Annotated in this window: 21 protein-coding genes; 10 read left to right on the plus strand and 11 right to left on the minus strand. The window is 36.2% G+C overall.

Going from position 1 to position 19,925, the window contains the following annotated elements; all coding sequences use genetic code 11:
• Positions 1-40 precede the first annotated feature (40 nt).
• A complete protein-coding gene (locus AACP56_RS05740; protein ID WP_339336738.1) occupies positions 41-664 on the plus strand; it encodes a thioredoxin family protein in 624 nt (207 codons plus the stop codon).
• Here AACP56_RS05740 and AACP56_RS05745 read toward each other — a convergent pair.
• The 5 genes from AACP56_RS05745 to AACP56_RS05765 form a co-directional block, all read right to left on the minus strand.
• Positions 647-1,369, minus strand: a complete 723-nt coding sequence (locus AACP56_RS05745) for a hypothetical protein (protein WP_339336740.1) — start codon at positions 1,367-1,369, stop codon at positions 647-649. The genes AACP56_RS05740 and AACP56_RS05745 overlap by 18 nt on opposite strands.
• 75 nt (positions 1,370-1,444) lie before the next feature.
• Positions 1,445-2,134: a tRNA pseudouridine(55) synthase TruB gene (gene truB, locus AACP56_RS05750; protein WP_339336742.1), complete on the minus strand. Its 690-nt coding sequence runs from the start codon at positions 2,132-2,134 to the stop codon at positions 1,445-1,447.
• A 153-nt stretch (positions 2,135-2,287) separates the two neighbouring features.
• Complete coding sequence (locus AACP56_RS05755) at positions 2,288-3,082, minus strand: undecaprenyl-diphosphate phosphatase (RefSeq protein ID WP_339336744.1); 795 nt, start codon at positions 3,080-3,082, stop codon at positions 2,288-2,290.
• 1 nt (position 3,083) lies between these two features.
• Positions 3,084-3,347, minus strand: a complete 264-nt coding sequence (locus AACP56_RS05760) for a DUF3098 domain-containing protein (protein WP_339336746.1) — start codon at positions 3,345-3,347, stop codon at positions 3,084-3,086.
• 9 nt (positions 3,348-3,356) lie between these two features.
• A complete protein-coding gene (locus AACP56_RS05765; RefSeq protein WP_339336748.1) occupies positions 3,357-4,235 on the minus strand; it encodes a cell division protein FtsX in 879 nt (292 codons plus the stop codon).
• An 89-nt stretch (positions 4,236-4,324) separates the two neighbouring features.
• Between AACP56_RS05765 and AACP56_RS05770 the strand changes: the two genes are divergently transcribed.
• From AACP56_RS05770 to AACP56_RS05800, 7 genes are all read left to right on the plus strand, one after another.
• Positions 4,325-7,360 carry a leucine--tRNA ligase gene (locus tag AACP56_RS05770; protein WP_339336751.1) on the plus strand — a complete coding sequence of 1,012 codons (3,036 nt, stop codon included), beginning with the start codon at positions 4,325-4,327 and terminating at the stop codon, positions 7,358-7,360.
• Positions 7,361-7,446: 86 nt separating this feature from the next.
• The gene (locus AACP56_RS05775; protein WP_339336754.1) at positions 7,447-7,698 is read left to right on the plus strand and encodes a SemiSWEET family sugar transporter; all 252 of its coding nucleotides are present in this window, start codon (positions 7,447-7,449) and stop codon (positions 7,696-7,698) included.
• Between the two features lie 191 nt (positions 7,699-7,889).
• Positions 7,890-8,993, plus strand: coding sequence for an alanine dehydrogenase (gene ald, locus AACP56_RS05780; RefSeq protein WP_339336756.1), 1,104 nt, complete (start codon positions 7,890-7,892; stop codon positions 8,991-8,993).
• Positions 8,994-9,105: 112 nt separating this feature from the next.
• Positions 9,106-9,801: a zinc metallopeptidase gene (locus AACP56_RS05785; protein ID WP_339336758.1), complete on the plus strand. Its 696-nt coding sequence runs from the start codon at positions 9,106-9,108 to the stop codon at positions 9,799-9,801.
• A gap of 84 nt (positions 9,802-9,885) precedes the next feature.
• A complete protein-coding gene (locus AACP56_RS05790) occupies positions 9,886-10,473 on the plus strand; it encodes a Crp/Fnr family transcriptional regulator (RefSeq protein ID WP_339336760.1) in 588 nt (195 codons plus the stop codon).
• A gap of 88 nt (positions 10,474-10,561) precedes the next feature.
• A complete protein-coding gene (locus tag AACP56_RS05795) occupies positions 10,562-10,939 on the plus strand; it encodes a DoxX family membrane protein (RefSeq protein ID WP_339336762.1) in 378 nt (125 codons plus the stop codon).
• Positions 10,940-10,941: 2 nt separating this feature from the next.
• Complete coding sequence (locus AACP56_RS05800) at positions 10,942-11,763, plus strand: oxidoreductase (protein ID WP_339336764.1); 822 nt, start codon at positions 10,942-10,944, stop codon at positions 11,761-11,763.
• Here AACP56_RS05800 and AACP56_RS05805 read toward each other — a convergent pair.
• Genes AACP56_RS05805 through AACP56_RS05815 form a run of 3 tightly spaced genes read right to left on the minus strand, consistent with a single transcriptional unit; the run spans position 11,760 to position 14,607 of the window.
• Positions 11,760-12,698 (minus strand): lipid A-modifier LpxR family protein, encoded by a 939-nt coding sequence (locus AACP56_RS05805; protein WP_339336767.1) that lies wholly within the window; start codon positions 12,696-12,698, stop codon positions 11,760-11,762. The genes AACP56_RS05800 and AACP56_RS05805 overlap by 4 nt on opposite strands.
• Positions 12,699-12,712: 14 nt before the next feature.
• A complete protein-coding gene (locus AACP56_RS05810) occupies positions 12,713-13,183 on the minus strand; it encodes an Lrp/AsnC ligand binding domain-containing protein (RefSeq protein ID WP_339336769.1) in 471 nt (156 codons plus the stop codon).
• A 50-nt stretch (positions 13,184-13,233) separates the two neighbouring features.
• Positions 13,234-14,607, minus strand: a complete 1,374-nt coding sequence (locus tag AACP56_RS05815) for a saccharopine dehydrogenase family protein (protein WP_339336772.1) — start codon at positions 14,605-14,607, stop codon at positions 13,234-13,236.
• Between the two features lie 79 nt (positions 14,608-14,686).
• On the opposite strand from AACP56_RS05815, the gene AACP56_RS05820 reads away from it, so the two are divergent.
• Together AACP56_RS05820 and pckA are read left to right on the plus strand one after the other, a co-directional pair.
• Positions 14,687-15,070: a DUF423 domain-containing protein gene (locus AACP56_RS05820; RefSeq protein ID WP_339336774.1), complete on the plus strand. Its 384-nt coding sequence runs from the start codon at positions 14,687-14,689 to the stop codon at positions 15,068-15,070.
• A 74-nt stretch (positions 15,071-15,144) separates the two neighbouring features.
• On the plus strand, positions 15,145-16,761 hold the full coding sequence (pckA, locus tag AACP56_RS05825) for a phosphoenolpyruvate carboxykinase (ATP) (protein WP_339336776.1): 1,617 nt from the start codon (positions 15,145-15,147) through the stop codon (positions 16,759-16,761).
• A 54-nt stretch (positions 16,762-16,815) separates the two neighbouring features.
• Here the strand turns inward: pckA and AACP56_RS05830 are convergent, their stop codons facing one another.
• The 3 genes from AACP56_RS05830 to AACP56_RS05840 are packed head-to-tail and all read right to left on the minus strand — an operon-like array spanning position 16,816 to position 19,891.
• On the minus strand, positions 16,816-17,559 hold the full coding sequence (locus tag AACP56_RS05830) for a uroporphyrinogen-III synthase (protein WP_339336778.1): 744 nt from the start codon (positions 17,557-17,559) through the stop codon (positions 16,816-16,818).
• Between the two features lie 5 nt (positions 17,560-17,564).
• Positions 17,565-18,221 (minus strand): DUF4271 domain-containing protein, encoded by a 657-nt coding sequence (locus tag AACP56_RS05835; protein WP_339336780.1) that lies wholly within the window; start codon positions 18,219-18,221, stop codon positions 17,565-17,567.
• Positions 18,221-19,891 (minus strand): ArnT family glycosyltransferase, encoded by a 1,671-nt coding sequence (locus AACP56_RS05840; protein ID WP_339336782.1) that lies wholly within the window; start codon positions 19,889-19,891, stop codon positions 18,221-18,223. Before AACP56_RS05840 ends, AACP56_RS05835 begins: the two co-directional genes overlap by 1 nt.
• Between the last annotated feature and the right edge of the window lie 34 nt (positions 19,892-19,925).

Consider the following 19,925-nt stretch of genomic DNA (forward strand, 5'->3'; position numbering starts at 1 on the left):
TTCTAAGAATACCTACAAATGGAATATTAGAAAGGAAAACATGAATACAGTTCAAGATAGAAATACAATCGATATTATAAATGATAGCTTATCCAGGGGAGTATCATATGGAATTTATAGAGATAAAGTATATGAACTTGCAATAGATGGGAAAACTACTGGAGAAACCCAATCTAAGGCTTTAATAGAATACACCCAGCTGAATGATAGACGTATGAACCGTTGGGATAAAACCTTAAAAATCCCTGTTGAGTTCCAAGAAAGGATTGTAAGTTTAGATAGAAAACTGACTTTTTTAGTTTTGACTGAAAGCTGGTGTGGTGATGCTTCACCAAGTTTGCCAGTTATGAATAAAATAGCTGAGCTTAACCCAAATATAGAGTTGCGAATCGTATTGAGAGATGAGAATTTGGACTTAATGAATCAATTTTTGACCAATGATGCGATGTCCATTCCAAAACTGATTATCCTAGATCAAATTAAGGATGAGGTTATTGCAGATTGGGGACCAAGACCAAGTATAGCTACAAAAATGGTTGAAGCTTATAAAGTTGAGCACGGCAAGCTAAGCCCAGAATTTAAACAAGACTTACAAGTTTGGTATAATAAGGATAAGGGTCAGAATATTTTGGAAGATATTGTTAGATTACTTCCCTTGGAATAAATAGGTAATTGTACCTTTTTGAGAAGTAATACTTGAAGAATTAAAATATGCTTTTTCGGCATAAGCCATTGCATTATCTACTAAGCAGCCATTACTTGTAGTGGAGCTTTTTTCATTAAAACTGGTTTCAGTTACGTACCCATTGGCATCCACCTCAATATTGATTACCACTTTACCTCCTTTTATGCAGGTATATATAGGTGGTGGTAAACTGTAGGCATTTCTATCCACCAAAGAATAAGAAATTGAGGTTCGCTTCTCAGCAAGGTTATTGGTAAACTCTTTTTTTTGTGCTTCTTTTTCCCCTAACTGTTTCTTTTTCTCTTCACGCTGTTTTGCCAGTTCTTTTAGATTAGCTGCATAACCAGTATCAGAAGTCGGCATATCGTTGGGAGATTCGTTCATCGCTCTTTCTTCCATTAACTCTTGTAAGGTTTTCAATGGTTCTGGGCTTCCTACACTTGGTTTGGCAGTTTGGTTAAATGCCATATGACTTTTAATTGGGTCTGCTTTAGAGGCCATCTCTTCCAACCGTTCCACTTCCTTTTCCAAGAGTTCAACGATATCCTCATCAGCAAGACTCATTTCTATCACATATTCATCTTCCTGCTTTGCACCTAAACGAATACTGTACAATAGTAAAACCACAATTGCCATTGAAAAAATGGTAATTAAAAACGATAACTGCTTTCTATTCAGGTTCATGGTGTTACTATAACCGATTTTTTATAAAAATATTTCATCTAGATGGTTAAAGCAAATAATACCAATCAGTAACAATTACAGCATTTTTTCCTTAAAATCATCAGGACTTGTAGCCTTATTTACGTTGTAGTCACCTATTTTGGTTCTTCTCAACTCAGAAAGGTGTCCGCCAGAATTCAATGCTTTGCCAAAATCGTGAGCAAGTGAACGTATGTATGTTCCTTTGCTACAGTTTACCTTGAAATGAACATTGGGAAGTTGAATTTTCGTGACTTCAAACTCAAATATTTCAATTTGTCTTGGCTTTATTTCCACAGTTTTACCCTCGCGAGCAAATTCATACAAACGTTTACCACCCTTTTTTAAAGCTGAAAAAATAGGCGGGACTTGTTCTATTTTTCCTAAAAATCTGGATGTGGTATCTTTTATCAATTCTTCGGTTAGGTGGTCAGTTGGATAGATTTTATCAACCTTAGTTTCTAAATCATAGGAAGTTGTGGTTGCACCTAGAGTAATGGTGCCAGTATATTCTTTTTGTTGACCTTGAAGTTCAGGAATGCGTTTGGTAAATTTTCCAGTACACACAATTAAAAGCCCAGTAGCCAAAGGGTCTAGTGTGCCAGCATGGCCAATCTTAATTTTTTTTAGGTCAAACTTTTTTCTGATAGCCCACTTTAAAGAATTTACCGCTTGGAAAGAGGTCCAATTTAAAGGTTTGTCAATCAATAGAATTTGACCATTAAGAAAATCTTCTTTGGTAATCAATGAATTTAGCTGCTAATTATCCTTAAACTTATTTTTTCAGTTTCCTTACTAGGTATATTACAAGCAATACAAGCGCGACTATGCATAGCATAAATAAAATCAGAATAAAAGTTTGCCAAATGCCAATGCTCATAAGTTCAAAATTTAAATAGCTTATCCCCAAATACTCCAGACGATGGCTATCAATCCTACTACTAAACAGTAAATAGCAAAATAGCTCAATTTACTTTTCTTTACTAGTTGGATCATCCAAGTACATGCAAACAGTCCGGCAATAAAAGCAGCGGCAAACCCTGCTCCCATGGCGGCCATTTGGGTACTTTCAAAATTGATTTCGCCTCCTAAAATATCTTTCGCCACTTTTCCAAAAATCAATGGGACTACCATTAAAAAGGAAAACCGCGCGGATTTGGTTTTATCTATTCCCAGTAAAACAGAAGTTGAAATGGTTGCTCCACTTCTAGAAATACCTGGTAGCATGGCAACAGCTTGAGCTAAACCAATCACAAATGCACTTCTAAAAGAAACATCTTTTTCAGTTGTTTTAGCCATATCTGCTAAGTATAAAAGAATTGCGGTAACAATAAGCATAATACCTACAATGATGATGGCACCATCAAAGAAAACCTCCATAAAGTCTTCCAAGAAAAAACCAACTATCGCTGCTGGAATCATGGAAATAATAATTTTTAAGGCAAACTTGGCCTCTTCGTTCCATTTAAATTGGAACAATCCTTTAAAAATGTCCAGTACATCCTTTCGAAACACCACAATGGTACTCAAAGCCGTGGCAAAATGAAGCACTACGGTAAAAAGCAGACTTTCTTCTGGAATAGAATCATCACCTAAAATAGCTTTGCCCAATTCTAAATGTCCGCTGGAGGATACAGGTAAAAACTCGGTTAACCCTTGGATGATTCCAAGAATAATAGCGTCAATAATTTCCAAACTAATCTTTCTTTTTGTGAGGGTTCAATAAGATGGCATATATCTGTATGCCCAATCCTATAAGTATAAGAGTAGGTGCCAAACGGATTCTTCTAAAACTATAGATTTTTGGATTAAATACATTTGGGTCATCACTACCACCGCCAGCCATAAGAATAAAACCTAAGGCAATTAATCCCAACCCGATAAAAAGAAAAATATAATTCTTCTTTTGAAAAATGAATTCTGATTTTGGCTTTTGAACTTCTTTGTTCTTTTTACTCATACCGCAAATTTAGTAATAAAGGTCGTCCGTTCGCAAATTCAAAAAACGTTGCGTAGCAAAATAGGTGCTTAAGTAAGATATTAAGATACCTAAGCCAAGAATGCTTAAAAACAGAATCAACAAAACAGTGATGTCTTGAAAAAGATTTAACTCTGGAAAGTTGTTATTTACATAATACAATACAACTGCCAAAGCTAGTAAAGCGATGAGTGCACCAAAAAGCCCAAGTTTAATATTTGTGGCAATAAAGGGCTTGCGAATAAATCGTTTTGTAGCCCCAACCATCTGCATGGTTTTGATTATAAAACGCTTGGAATAGATAGACAAACGGATAGAACTATTGATTAGAAGAACTGCAATGACGGTAAAAACGGCACATGCAACTAGAATCCAAAGACTTATTCTTTTCACATTATCATTCAATAGAGAAATTAAAGGCTTGTCGTAACTTACTTCATCCACATAAGTTTTGGCTGATAGGGTTTCTGCAATTTCTGTGACTTGTTCTGGAGAAACAAAGTCTGCTTTTAGATTAACATCTACTGAATTCTTTAGTGGATTGTACCCTAAAAACTCCTGAAAATTCTCTCCAATATCCTCACTGTATTGTTCTGCAGCATCTTCTTTGGAAACATAAACTGCTGATTTTGTGTAATCAGCCATAGCAAGGCTTTTTTGCAGTTGGTCTATTTCAACAGGTTTGGCGTTATCCTTTAAAAAGACTGAAATTGTAATCTGTTCTTTAAAATGGTCACCTAGTTTTTTGGTGTTTAATACCAACATTCCTAAAATTCCCAGTAAAAAAAGAACTAAAGCAATGCTCAGTACCACCGAAAAGTAGGAGGAAATTAGGCGTCTTTTTTGATAGCGTTCAATATATTGGGCCATAGACTAAAAATCGATGTGTAAAAATAGAAAAGTAAATCGGTTTTAAAGGGATTACCCCTATTTTTGCGCTTTAGAAAAGAAGAAAGTACATGGATTACGATTTTCAGCAAATCGAAAAGAAATGGCAAGAGTATTGGGCTAAAAACGAAACGTTTAAAGCCGAAAATGATTCTGATAAGCCTAAATTTTATACCCTCTCAATGTTTCCTTACCCATCTGGAGCGGGATTGCATGTAGGGCATCCGTTGGGATATATAGCTGGCGATATTTATGCTAGATATAAAAAACACAAAGGTTTTAACGTGTTGCATCCAATGGGATACGACTCTTTTGGTTTACCAGCAGAACAGTATGCGATACAAACGGGGCAACATCCAGCGATTACTACGGAGACCAACATCAACAGATATCGGGAACAATTGGATAGGCTTGGTTTCTCTTTTGATTGGAGCCGAGAAGTCCGTACTTCGAACCCATCTTACTATAAGTGGACGCAGTGGATTTTTATCCAACTGTTCAATTCTTGGTACAACAAAGAAACGGATAAAGCGGAGGCAATCGAAAGTTTGATTTCCATTTTTGAAAAAGAAGGAAATACTAAGGTAAATGCTGCCTGTGATGATGATGTAAACGAATTTTCAGCAAAAGACTGGAAGGGCTTTTCTAACAAAGAAAGGCAGCAAGTACTGTTAAAATATAGGTTGACGTATTTAGCGGACGCAGAGGTGAACTGGTGCCCTGCTTTGGGAACCGTATTGGCAAATGATGAAATTGTAAACGGAGTTTCAGAACGTGGAGGTCATCCGGTTATTCGTAAAAAGATGACGCAATGGATGATGCGCATTACGGCATATGCCCAACGTTTATTGGATGGATTGGACACTATAGATTGGCCACAACCGCTTAAAGATTCACAAACCAATTGGATAGGTCGCTCAGAGGGAGCCGAAGTAGAGTTCAGAGTCCAGAGTTCAGAGTTCAGAATATCTGTTTTTACCACTCGCCCAGATACTATTTTTGGGGTTTCCTTTATGACCTTGGCCCCAGAGCATGAATTGGTAGCTAAAATCACTACTGCAGAACAAAAAGCTGAGGTTGATGCTTATATTGAAGCTACCGCAAAACGCTCTGAGCGTGACCGTATGGCAGACGTAAAAACCATTTCCGGAACTTTTACGGGTTCCTATGCGGAGCATCCGTTCACTAAAGAGCCAGTTCCTATTTGGATTGGTGATTACGTATTGGCAGGTTATGGAACAGGTGCTGTAATGTCCGTTCCTTGTGGTGACCAACGTGATTACGATTTTGCAAAGCATTTTGGAATAGATATCCCCAACATTTTTGAGAGTGTGGACATTTCTGAAGAAGCTTTTGCTGATAAAGGAAATACTGTTATTGCCAATTCTGATTTTTTAAATGGTTTGCCCTATAAAAAAGCGGTCAAACGTGCTATTTATGAGTTGGAACAACTAGGGCAAGGACAAGGTAAAATCAATTACCGTCTACGTGATGCGGTTTTCAGCCGCCAGCGCTATTGGGGAGAGCCTTTTCCAGTATATTATGATGTAGATGGCATGCCGCAGATGATTGCAGATGAACATTTGCCCATAGAATTGCCAGAGGTTGAAAAATACCTGCCTACCGAAACTGGTGAACCGCCATTAGGGAATGCAACCGATTGGGCGTGGGATAGTGAACAGTGTTCAGTTGTCAGTAATCAGTTGATTGATAACAAAACTGTATTCCAATTAGAATTGAATACCATGCCAGGTTGGGCGGGTAGCTCACAGTATTTTAACCGCTACATGGACCCAAAAAATGATGAAGCTATTTACTCCAGAGAAGCTATTAACTATTGGGAAGATGTGGATTTGTATATTGGCGGTAGTGAGCATGCTACAGGACACCTATTATATGCTCGTTTTTGGCAAAAGTTCTTGTTTGATAAGGGAATAGCTCCAAAAGATGAGTTTGCTAAAAAGCTGATTAACCAGGGCATGATTACAGGTGAAAGTGCCTTTATCAGGGTTATTAATAGAGGTTATTATAAATACCCGGACAATATTTCTTCTGATGAAATGGAAGAAAGAGATAGGATATTTGATTCTCTTTTTAATGATATGCTTCAAAAAAGAATTGTTTCTTGGGATTTAATTAAAAGCAAGAAACTATATGACGCTGTAAATGGTGAATTATATAATTTGAAGGAAGTATTTAATTCGGATTACGTTAAAGAAGTTTTTGAAAATAGAGGTTTTGACGTAGATAAAATCACTTTTACAGCTTGGAAAAGACATGTTCCAGTTGATTATGTAAACCTTAAAAATGAAATTATTGAAGCTGAATTTACTAATTGGTATGAGGATGATATTTACTCTAGCGATTTATTCAGAACAGAAGGAAAATTTAAGGTTGGTCGCGAAGTAGAAAAAATGTCCAAATCCAAGTATAATGTGGTAAATCCAGATGCTATTTGTGATGATTATGGGGCAGATTCTTTGCGTTTGTATGAAATGTTTTTGGGTCCTTTAGAGCAATCCAAACCTTGGAACACGGCAGGTATTACAGGTGTACATAGTTTCCTTAAAAAATTATGGCGATTATACCATACAGGCCCTAACAATGCATTTCACGTAACAGACACCCCTCCTTCGGAGAGGTCGGGGGAGGCTTTTAAAACACTTCACAAAACCATTAAAAAGGTAGAAGAAGATATCGAGAACTTTAGTTTTAATACTTCGGTCTCCACATTTATGATATGTGTAAATGAGTTAACGGCTCAAAAATGTAAGAGCAAAGCTATTCTAGAACCCTTGGCTATTTTGGTTTCGCCATACGCGCCGCATATTGCAGAAGAGCTATGGGAGAAATTAGGTCATACAACGTCAATTTCTGAGGCGCCTTTTCCAAAGTTTGATGCTTCTCACTTAGTGGAGAGTAGTAAGGAGTATCCTATTTCTTTTAATGGAAAAATGCGTTTTACTATGGAATTACCTTTGGATTTAGGAAAAGATGAGATTGAAGCTGCAGTAATGGCACACGAAAAGACTCAAGCGCAGTTGCAAGGTCGTACTCCAAAGAAAGTGATTGTAGTGCCTGGAAAGATTGTAAATATTGTGGGTTGATACAAAGTGTCAAGCTGAGCTTGTCGAAGCGTTTTTATATCTAATTCTCATACTTCGACAAGCTCAGTATGATAAAATGAACCCAAATGGAATCTATTGAAATTTTAGGGCTAATTGCAGCTGCTTTGACCACATCTTCTTTTGTGCCACAAGTCTATAAAGCATGGAAGTACAAGTCTACTAAAGATATTTCCATGACCATGTATGTGGCCTTTTTTACTGGAACAGTACTTTGGTTAATTTATGGTATTGCAATCAACAGTTTAAGTGTGATTATTGCAAATATAATTACTAGCTTACTTGCCTTGCTAATCATAATCATAAAAATAAAATTTTAATAAATAACTCCTAATATTTTAGGGGTTATTATAAAATAAATTAACTATTATGAAAATTAACCCTATAAAAATAAAGGTATAAATCGACTAAATATGTTTTTTATGATAAAATACATGCATTTTATCGATTTTTTCTTCCTGTAGTCACTTATTTAAACCATTTTTGAATCATTAATCAATAGATATATAAAATGATTGTAGGTGTACCCAAAGAAATTAAGAACAATGAAAGTCGTGTTGGGATGACTCCAGCGGGAGTTTTTGAATTGGTAAAGAATAACCATATTGTTTATGTACAATCTGGTGCTGGTGAAGGAAGTGGTTTTTTCAATAAAGATTATCAAGAGGTTGGCGCTACAATTTTAGACACTATTGGCCAAGTCTATGCTATGAGTGAGATGATTGTTAAGGTTAAAGAACCAATAGCAGAAGAATATGATTTAATTCAAGAAGGACAAATAGTGTTTACCTACTTTCATTTTGCCTCAAGTGAGCCACTTACAAAAGCTATGATCAAGCAAAAAGGAATTTGTATTGCTTATGAAACTGTAGAAGATGATGAAGGCACATTACCATTGTTAACTCCAATGTCTGAGGTTGCTGGTAGAATGGCAATTCAGCAAGGGGCAAAATATTTAGAAAAACCTGCCAAGGGGAGAGGTGTGCTTTTGGGTGGTGTGCCAGGGGTTGCTCCTGGTAAAGTTTTGGTGCTCGGAGCAGGAACAGTGGGGATCCAAGCTGCAAAAATGGCAGCGGGATTGGGAGCACACGTTACTATTATGGATGTGAACATGAAGCGTTTGCGTTATGTAAATGATGTTATGCCTCCTCATGTTGTAACTGACTTTTCAAACGAATATAGTATTAGAAGGCACATTAAAACCCATGATTTAATTATTGGTGGAGTACTTTTAAAAGGTGCAAAAGCCCCCAACCTAATTACTAAAGATATGCTCAAGGAAATGCGACCAGGAACTGTAATAGTGGATGTTGCGGTAGATCAAGGTGGATGTGTTGAGACCACAAAAGCTACAACGCATGAAGACCCTGTTTATATTATTGATGATGTGGTACATTATTGTGTTGCAAATATGCCCGGAGCGGTACCCTATACTTCAACGGTGGCATTAACAAATGTGACCCTACCGTATGTGCTTAAATTGGCCAATCAAGGATGGCAACATGCCTGCGGAAGCGATAAAGCACTACAAAAAGGATTAAATATTATTGAAGGTAAAGTGGTTTACAAACAAATATCAGAAGCTTTTAACTGGGACGCCCCAGTGCTGGTGTAACTAACATTTTGTCAGTATACAGACCTCGTCATGTCCTGAAATGCTAACTCAGGACAAATGGCGGGGTTTTTGCTTTATTGTTGGTATATTTAAAGTATTAAAAGATAAAATTATGATGGGATATTATATATTGATAGGTGCTATAGCACTTGTCAGCTGGATAGTGAGCAGTAGGTTAAAAAGTAAATTTAAGCACTATTCCAAAGTGCATTTGCAAAATGGAATGAGTGGTGCCGAAATTGCTCAGAAAATGTTGGATGACCATGGAATTAGGGATGTGAAAGTCGTTTCTACAGGAGGAATGCTTACTGATCATTACAATCCTAAAAATAAAACGGTAAATCTTAGTGAAGGAGTTTACAATCAGCGTAATGCCGCTGCTGCTGCAGTTGCTGCCCATGAGGTAGGCCATGCAGTGCAACATGCTCAGGCGTATGAATGGTTGGGAATGCGTTCTAAATTGGTTCCTGTTGTAAGCGTTACTTCTGGAATGTCTACTTGGGTAGTTTTTGGAGGTTTGGCACTAGGTGCTGCTGCTGGAATAGGTTTGGGTTATTGGGTTGCGGTTGCCGGATTGGTAATGATGGGCTTTGCGACTTTATTTAGTTTTGTGACGCTTCCGGTAGAGTATGATGCAAGTAACCGTGCTTTAAAATGGTTAAAACAGAAAAACATAGTAACACAGCAAGAATATAAAGGTTCTGAAGATGCCTTAAAGTGGGCTGCTAGAACGTATTTGGCCGCTGCTATTGGCTCGTTGGCGACTCTTGTATATTGGGGACTTCAAGTATTTGGAGGAAGAGATTAGAATTATTCCTTTTTCCCTAGAATAGGAATAAATGAATTAAACCTGCTTGAAGAAAATTTTAAGCAGGTTTTTATTTTTAATCAGATGAATGAACTTCAAGGCTTATTCGAAAATATAGAACGATATGTTTTTCTTACCGATGGTGAAAAGGAAAGAATAGCTTCTGTTTTTGAAAGACAAAAAATAAAGAAGAGACAATTTATTGACCAACCTGGATTTGTAAGTAATTATCGTAATTACGTGGTCAAAGGTGTCTTTCAATCGTACTATTTAGATGATGACGGGAAAGAACATACCGTTCAGATCGCTATGGATGATTGGTTTGTAAGTGATTTTTACAGTTATATTACCCAAACACCAGCTACGCTATTCGTAGAGGCTTTAGAAGATTCATTGATTCTTAGAACTACTTACGATAAAATTGAACCTCTTTGTAAAGAAATACACGCATTGAGCGAGTATTTTAGAATATCCACGGAACGAGCATTTGCCTTTTCCAGAAAACGTGCACTGTCTAATTTAAGCCTTAGTGCCGAGGAACGTTTTTTAGAATTGGAAAAAAGATATCCTTCCATGGTTCAAAGAGTTCCTCAAAAAGTAATCGCTTCATATCTAGGGTTCACCCCAGAGTTTTTAAGTAAGATTCGAAAAAAAATAGTTACGAAATCTTAATCTAATTCAACTAGATTTCATAATTCACTTCATTTTTTATCGTCCTTTTGTACCGCAATTTTGTATCGTAATCTTAAAACAAAAGAAAATGATATTTAAAATTCAAAATGTGGTGTTTTGGCTATTGGGGCTTTTGATGGTAGTTTTTGGGCTGAATAAATTTTTTGGTTTCATCCCAGTTGAACCTCCAAAAGATGAAACCGCTCAAAAATTTCTTGGAATGATGTTTACAAGCTATCTGTTTATTGTTGTGGCAATAACTGAGATTGTTGGAGGAGTGCTTTTATTGGTTCCAAAAGCTAAGAAATTCGGAATGCTCCTTCTAGCCCCTGTTGTTTTTAATATAGTGGCTTTTCATATTGGCCATGATTTTATAGGCAACGGGATATGGTTGTTACCTACGCTATTGTTTGTAGTGGGGTTATATTTTTTAAAAGGAGAACAATTCAAACTATTAAAATTTTAAATATGAAAAGTAGAGTTTGGTTTATTACAGGAATCTCTAGTGGATTGGGCAAAGCTTTAGCTGAAGAGGTTATGGGAAATGGTGATTTTGTTATTGGGACTTTACGTGATAGCAAACAGGTAGATGCTTTTAATGAAAAGAATAGAGAAAAGGGGAAAGCGATTCTTTTAGATATAACCGATTATGATAGCATGGAAAAAAGAATAGCTGAAATCCCAAAGATTGATGTATTAATAAATAATGCAGGGGTTGGATTTATTGGGGCAATAGAAGAAGCCAGTATGAAGGAGACACGGTATGTTTTTGAAGCGAACTTTTTTGCTGTGCTAAAACTTACCCGATTGATTTTACCTAAAATGCGCGAACAGGCTAATGGTCACATAGTCCAGATTTCATCACATGGTGGAGTCAAGGCGTTTGCAGGATTTGGTATTTATAATGCCAGCAAGTTTGCTTTAGAAGGTTTTAGCGAAGCCTTGGCTCAAGAAGTTGCTCCGCTTGGGATTAAGGTAACTATAGTTGAACCTGGACCATTTAGGACAGAATTTGCTTCTAAAGGACTTCAGGAAGCTAAAAAGGTAATATATGATTATGCGGAAACTTCAGGGGTGTTTAAATCTAAGCTAAAAGGTGTTCATGGTAAGCAAGAAGGAGATCCTGTAAAAGCGGCCAAGGCTATTTTAAAAACGGTCAATGAAAAAAGTAATTCTTTGCGATTACCGTTAGGTAAAATCCCAATGAAAACTATTCAAATGAAATTAGATAGTGTGAAGTCTGATTTAGAATCTAACAGAAAAATAGCAGAAAGCGTGGTGTTTGATTAAAAGCTTAACCCATAAGAAAGCATTATATACTTGTGTTTTTTGGATTGCTCTGTTTCAGAAGAATTATAACGAATCCCGAACTTATAATCATTTCGCTGGAAGCGATGGTAAAAATCGAACCCAAATCGCCAAACACCATTGGTTGGTTCTTTTAGGACAGGTGAGTTATCTCCAAATAGATTTCCTTCAATCAAACCATTGTAGAACACATTACGGTAACTGGCCCTAAGTGCAAAATAGATTTCTCTATCAGTAGATCCCAATCTATTGTATGCAATGCTTTTACCTAGCTCGTTTCTTCTCCCAAAAAAGAAAATTGTCTCTGGTTCCGTATAAATATCTCGAGAACCCAAAGCTAAATTGGGCTTTAAAGCAAAACGCACCCCAAAAGGTCCTGTCGCCACTTCCCATTCTTTAACATAGCTAAAGTATGCGTTAAGGTGAAAACTATCATTCACTTCGGCTACCCATAAAGGGGAATCAGAAATTGCAATCGCTCTGTGGTACCAGCGCTGAAAACCACCAGCTCCTGAATTTAACCCAGCAATACCAACTAAAAAACTTGCTTTAAAAAGTTCATTTTGTTTAGCAAAAGACCAGGATACATTTAAACCTGAAAAACCGGCATAAGGTCTGTCAAAAACAGCAGTATTTGTTGATTGGGTTTGAGAAGGCGTGTAGACTTCTTGACCTATGGTGAAATCTAACTGCTCCCCATCATTTTGAAAAATACCTCTTGAAAGTGATTTTCTATAAGTCAAGAACAAACCTGAAGAGTAATAACGGTCTGTGAGTAAAAAAAAGTCATTATCATGCCTTAATTCCAGCTGCTGATTATACGTGCCGATGCTTGGCTGGTTTTGTCCATATACAAACGAACTTAAAAGAAAGCAGGCTAGTATGAAGCTTACAAAGAACTTTGTGGTATGGAACATCAATTGCTTTGTCGTCAGATTGTAATTTGCCTATCAATCTGTTGTGCCAAGGAAATAAAGGTTTCTGTTCTTGAGACTCCCTCAATCTGTTGTATTTCCTTGTTCAGGATATGCATTAAATGTTCGTTGTCCTTACAAAGCACTTTTATGAGAATGGACCAATTTCCAGTAGTGTAATGGCATTCCAATACTTCAGGAATTTTTTGGAGTTCTTTAACCGCTCTGGGATTGGACATGGCTTTGTCCAAAAAAATGCCAATATAAGCCATGGTGGTATATCCTAAGACTTTTGGATTAATGACAAATTTTGAACCTGATAAAAGCCCTGATGCTTCTAATTTTCGAAGTCTTTGATGAATTGCTGCACCAGAAATCCCAATATTCCTGGCAATTTCTAGAATGGGCCTACGGGCATCTTCCATTAAATACCTAAGTATTTTTTTGTCAATACCATCAATCTTTACCAAATCGTTAGATGATTTCATTTTAACACTTCAAATTAGAAATCCAAAGATATTGAAATGGTTTTAATTTGTTAACTAGAGACTGAGTCTGGATTGTAACCCAAATAGGGAACATGATACTCCTTAAAATGGATACCATATTCTTTGAGTTCTTCCAAAATAGGTTCATAAACCTCTTTACTGATCGGAATTTGTACTCCGGGAGTGGTGATTTTTTTATTAAGAATATTTAAGGTGGCAATGGCCACTGGTAAGCCAACAGTTTTTGCCATGGCAGTATGGGTCTGGCTCTCCCCAATAACTACCATGTTGGCATCTATCTGCTTTTTTTCTCCATTAAGTTCATATCCAAACTTATGGTACATTACAATCATATCCTTTTCATCACTTTCCAAGGTCCAGCTTTCCTCAAGAATTTCTTGTAGCGCTTGTGCTGGGGTGGCATTGGCTATTGAAATGGTTTTCTCTTTATCAAAAATATTGAGTTCAACCAGCTTGCCCCACATGATATCATCTTGGTCAATCTTTAAATAGTGTCTAAGTTTTAATTCAATGGAATCAGTAGGGGAATAAGGAAGAAAAAGATTGGTAAAATCGCGGTAAGACATGCCCTTAGAATTTTTTATGGTATAGCTGTCATCTGTCATACCAAGCTGTACTAACATATTCCACGCCTTAGAAAATCCAATTCGTCTCATGGTACCTCGATAAAGTGTCAATACTTTTTCGAGTCCATATGCCTCTCTATATTTTAAAGAATCTCGATTTGCGTAGGCCTCGAACCTACCATAATTTTCCACATCCAAAAACTCGGTTCTTCTAAAAAGTTTGTGGTAAGGGATATACTTATAGGTGCCTTCTTGGATAAATTTTGCAGTTCCGCCCTGCCCAGCAACCACAACATTTCTTGGGTTCCAGGTAAATTTATAGTTCCATAGGTTATTGTCACTCTCAGGGGCTAAGAGACCTCCCGTAAAAGATTCAAAGAGTAACATTTTACCACCTTTTTCTCTAATACTATCTAATACTTCCATAGCACTCATATGATCAATACCTGGATCTAGGCCAATTTCATTCATAAAAATGAGGCCCAGTTCTTTGGCTTTATCATCTAACTTCATTATTTCTTCACTGATGTAAGAGGCAGTAACCAAATGCTTTGCATATGTAATGCAATCTTTTGCAACTTTTATGTGTAAGCGGGGCGGAAGCATAGAAACTACTATAGATGCATTGGAAACTTCTTTCTTGCGCGCCTCATCATTAAAAATGTCCAAGGTAACTACATTACAATTTGGATGATTTTTAATTTGATTGGAAATGTTATCTGGATAAAGATCTCCAATTGTTAAATTTAATTTTTCAGAGTCCGACTTTTCCAAAAAATAATCAAGCAGATAGGAGGTAGATTTACCAGCACCAAGGACCAAAATTTTTCGAGACATAAGATTCACTTACCTTTGTGTATAACGAATGCTAAGGTATCAAATTGTTATATTTTTAAGGAATTAAGCTATTTGAGTTATGAACAAAACAATTTTAATTACTGGATTACTATTGGGGCTATTTGCTGTTTTACTAGGTGCTTTTGGAGCACACGGTTTAAAACGAGTTGTTGGACCAGAAGAAATCAATACTTTTGAAACTGGGGTTAAATACCAAATGTACCATGCCCTGTTTTTAATACTTTTAAGCATGCTTCCTAATATTGCTGGTGGGACAAAAAACATTGTTTTTTACTTGGTAGTCACTGGGGTACTATTATTTTCGGGGTCTATTTATCTTCTCGCAACAAATGTTCTAACTTCATTTGATTTTAAGAAAATTGGTTTTATCACTCCTATTGGGGGCACTTTACTAATAGTTGCATGGGGTTACTTGATATTTTCCGTTTTAACCAAAAAATGATGTAATTGGTCATTATTTTGAAGGTGTTAGGGTAATATTTTTTTAGCTTTGCATTAACTAAAAAACAATTATTTATGGCAACTTCTGCCTCAGCTACGAAAACGATTTCGTTAACCGAAAATGGAATCACTCAATCAAACATCCATTACCAACTAAGTTCAGATGAACTCCATGAAATTACCATTGAAAAAGGTATGGGCGTGGAATCTTCACTTGGAGCTATTGCGGTCAATACCGGAGAGTTTACTGGTAGGTCGCCCATGGACCGCTTTATTGTAAAGGATGAAATCACTGAGGATAAAGTTTGGTGGGGCAATATCAATATTCCTTTTGATAGTCATAAGTTTGATGCATTGCATAAAAAGGTCATTGCTTATTTGAACGAAAAGGAATTATTTGTCCGTGATGCCTATGCCTGTGCGGACGATGCTTATCGTTTAAACATTAGAGTTATAAATGAATATCCTTGGTCCAACATGTTTGCCTATAACATGTTCTTAAGACCAACTGATGCTGAGCTAGAAAATTTTGAGCCGGAATGGACAGTTATCAATGCCCCTGGTTTTATGGCAGATGCTGCTGTTGATGGAACAAGGCAGCACAATTTCGCTATTCTAAATTTTTCAAAGAAAATAGCTTTAATTGGAGGTACTGGTTATACAGGTGAAATTAAAAAAGGAATATTTTCTGCTTTAAATTTTATTTTGCCGGTATTTAAGAACACGCTGCCAATGCACTGTTCTGCAAATGTTGGAGAAGATGGTGATACTGCAATTTTCTTTGGTTTGTCAGGAACAGGTAAAACTACACTTTCTACAGATCCAAATAGAAAATTGATAGGTGATGATGAACACGGCTGGACAGCTGAAAATACAGTTTTCAATTTTGAAGGGGGTTGCTATGCAAAAGTCATTAATCTCTCTAAAGAAAATGAGCCTGAAATTTATGGTGCAATCAAGAAAGGAGCCATTCTAGAGAATGTGATTTTAAATGAATCTGGAGATGTAGATTTTGAGAACACTTCCATAACACAGAACACAAGGGTGAGTTATCCCATATATCATATTGACAATATACAAGAACCTTCTATTGGAAAGAATGTCAAGAATATATTCTTTTTAACTGCTGATGCTTTTGGCGTACTTCCTCCTATATCTAAACTTACGCCAGCACAAGCGGCGTATCATTTTATTTCTGGTTATACTGCTAAAGTAGCTGGTACAGAAGCAGGTGTGGTAGAGCCACAACCGTCATTTTCAGCTTGTTTTGGAGCACCATTTATGCCTTTGCACCCTGCTAAATATGCAGAAATGCTCAGTAAAAAGATGTTAGAGTCAGGTGTAGATGTGTGGTTGGTAAACACTGGATGGACTGGAGGTCCTTATGGAGTTGGGACACGAATGAAGTTAAAATATACAAGAGCAATGATCAGTGCTGCTATGAGTGGTGAGTTAGGCTTGTACAATTATGACCACTACCACATCCATTCCGTTTTTGGAGTTGCCCAACCGCGTGAGTGCCCTGGCGTGCCTACTAAAGTTTTAAGTCCAAGAGCTACTTGGAACGACGATAAGGCATATTATGATACTGCTTTTAAGCTATCCAATGCTTTTAGAGAAAACTTTAAAAAATTTGAAGCTCACGCTAATGAAGAGATAAGGCGTGGTGGACCACAGCGATATGCATATTAAGAAATAAAAAAGCCTCGTGAATAACGAGGCTTTCTTTATTGAGTTAACAGTGAGTTATTTATTTACACTCGTAATATATTTTTGAAGTGCCATAGTCATGGATGGCGTTTCAGGTGTTGGTGCTTTTATGTCGCATCTAAGACCTGCTTCTGTAGCCGCTTTAACAGTACTATTACCAAAGACAGCGATGCGAGTATCATTTTGCTCAAAATCTGGGAAGTTCTTTAAAAGAGACTCAATCCCCGATGGGCTAAAGAATACTAGAACATCATAGTAAACTTCTTTTAAGTCCGAAAGATCGCTGATAACTGTTTTATAAAAAACACCACGTTTCCAATCTAGATTTAAATCGTCAAGTGTTTTTGGAACTAATGGTTTTAAACTATCTGAAGACGGCAATAAGAACTTCTCATCCTTATATTTCTTAAACATAGGGGTAAGATCATTAAACTGCCTTTTACCAACATAAATTTTACGTTTTCTGTATACCACATACTTCTGTAAATAATATGCTACAGCTTCAGATTGGCAAAAATATTTCATGGAATCTGGAACCTTAAAACGCATTTCTTCGGCAATTCTAAAAAAATGGTCTACTGCATTCCTGCTAGTTAAGATTATAGCGGTAAAATCGTTAAGGTCTATTTTTTGTTCCCTTACAATTTTTGCATTTACTCCTTCTACATGTATAAAAGGTCTAAAATCTACCTTTACTTTCTCTTTTTCAATCAAACGTGAGTATGGAGAGTTGTCCATTTTAGGTTCTGGTTGAGAAACCAAAATTGTTTTTACTTTCATAAGAATCAATCGTTTAGATAGCTTCCGATAATCACTAAGGGTGCAATTTCGAGTGCGCAAAGGTACAAAATAAAATAGAAAAGATTGATTGAAATTAACTTTTGATGGTTTCTCAGTGCATTAACCATACCAATGCCATTTATGAAAAGAATACAAGAAAAACTTACATAAACTACAGCTTTTGATTCTATTGAAATGTAAGTTAAAATAACGTTTGCAATAAAGGCCACAAAGCTACTATAGTTAAAGTAAGAAATTTTATTGAAGATTATTTCGGATACCAATTCATTGGAATTAAACACAAAACCATTTGCCAACTGAAGACCTATCTTGACCAGTAGGTAAATTAATAATATTCCTAAAATGATTACAAATGCAACAGGATAGGTGTTTGTAGTTTTGGACCACAATACGTTTGAGGCCAAAAAAATAAAAAGGGAAAAATTAATAAGTTGAAAAAGGGTAAGTAATAAATGAAACCAATTTAGAAGTTTTCCTTTTTTATTGTGTTGGGAAATATACTTGTTGTTAAAGGGTAAAATAATGAAGTTAGAAAACATCCCTTTAAATAGGTACTTCCCCAAAGTCAATAAAAAGAGGCTCAAAAAGATTAATACGGTTACCCAATCCAGAGAATCAATATTTCTGTAAATCACCTCCATTATCGCTCTACTTTATAGGTTTCGCTATTAATTCCAGGCTGTAATCCATTTTCAGAAATAGAGAATTTTAAATACTTTAAATCTTCCAAATTAGAATTGGGCAAGCTAAATTTAAATTTAGTTGTGTCTTTTGCATTTAAAGCTTTGGTATGCGCCTCCAAAGGTTGGTATTTGATAGCTAAAGTTTCCTTTAATTGTTTGTAAGAGTTAAGATATCCTACCCTAAACTTGAGTTTTTCTAAGGAGATGTCAATATCATATGGATTATAGACCTTTAAAACCATGTCCTTGGCAGATAGTTTAATAGGCTCATTGTCGGTATAACACTGTAGCTTTCTGAAAGACTCAAATTCATCAATATAAATGCCTTTAAATTCTCCACCTTTAATATCCTGATACTCAAAATCACCCTTATTCATGTAAAGAGAAATGTAAGCTATCTTTTTTCCTTGTACTGCTTCTTCGGAGTTGTCAATGGTATATTGATTTTGGCGGTAATGAACATTGTTTAACGAAAATGTTGTAATGCCTCCAGAGTAAAACTGGTACATGGGAGATCTGCGATAACTATTCTCAAAAACAATAGGCATATCACCAACTTCAGATTTTACTTTGTTCACCCATTCCTTATTTCCATGGGTTTCAAAAACAACAGGGAAAAGAGGCTCATATGCAAGTCCTATTCTTCCAAAAATTAATAAGAAAAAACTAACAATACCTAAACGATACATCCATTTTCTACTTTTAGCTTGATTTAATAAATATTCGTAGGTTAACAAAATCATTGGAATGCAAATCACAATTACCCATTGGGTCTGTGTTCTTCGCTGAAAGCTTGATAAGAAAAAGAACAGGATAATCCCATAGCTTAGGTATAGCAATGCCTTGTCAAACTTAGTACTTGCTTTTTTCTTAAAAAGTGCCCAATAGGCAAAAGGAAACAACAAGCCAAAATTAACGATAAGGTTTAGTAAGTAACCCAGTGTAAAACCTTCAAAACTATAGGGTTGATTTGGGCGTTCGAACAGGTGGTATTTTATGGTAACAAAATCATTTTCGTATAGCCATAAAAAATGTGGTAAATAGGCCAGCAAAGAAACTATTACGGCTAACCAAGCATGTTTGTTTTTTAAGAGCTTTAAATTGGATAGGAGTACAAAAAAAATGACCAAAACAGCATGGTATTTACTGTACATTAAACAAGCCATTGTTAAACCTAGAAGTATGGTATTCCTAATGGAAGGCGAGTTTAAAAAGTGTTTGTAGACCAACAAAAAAAGTGCCGTGAAAAATAAGAGAGGGGTATCTGGCAAGGTGAAAAAACCATAGACATTCAACAAAGGCAAAGCAAAAAGAAGTAAAAAGAAGTGGACTATATAATCCTTTTTTCTACCATTATCAATAATGGCCCATAATATACATGCGGTGCCAACACCTAATACACAGCTCATTAGACGCACACCCAATTCACCATCAAAAAAGAAACTGCTCAATTTTATTAAAAAAGCAACCATGGGAGGATGGTCAAAATAACCCCAATCTAAATTTTGGGCATAGTACCAATAATAAGCTTCATCATAAATGAGTTCGGTAAAAAAACTTTGGAATAAGTTGAGCAGAAATAATGCCCCCAGCAGGTATAAAAAAAGCCTAGGAAACTTTTGTTTCATTGAATAAATTTTACCGATAACAAAGTTACGAATA

Source organism: Croceitalea sp. MTPC6 (assembly GCF_036985525.1).
Lineage (GTDB): Bacteria > Bacteroidota > Bacteroidia > Flavobacteriales > Flavobacteriaceae > Croceitalea.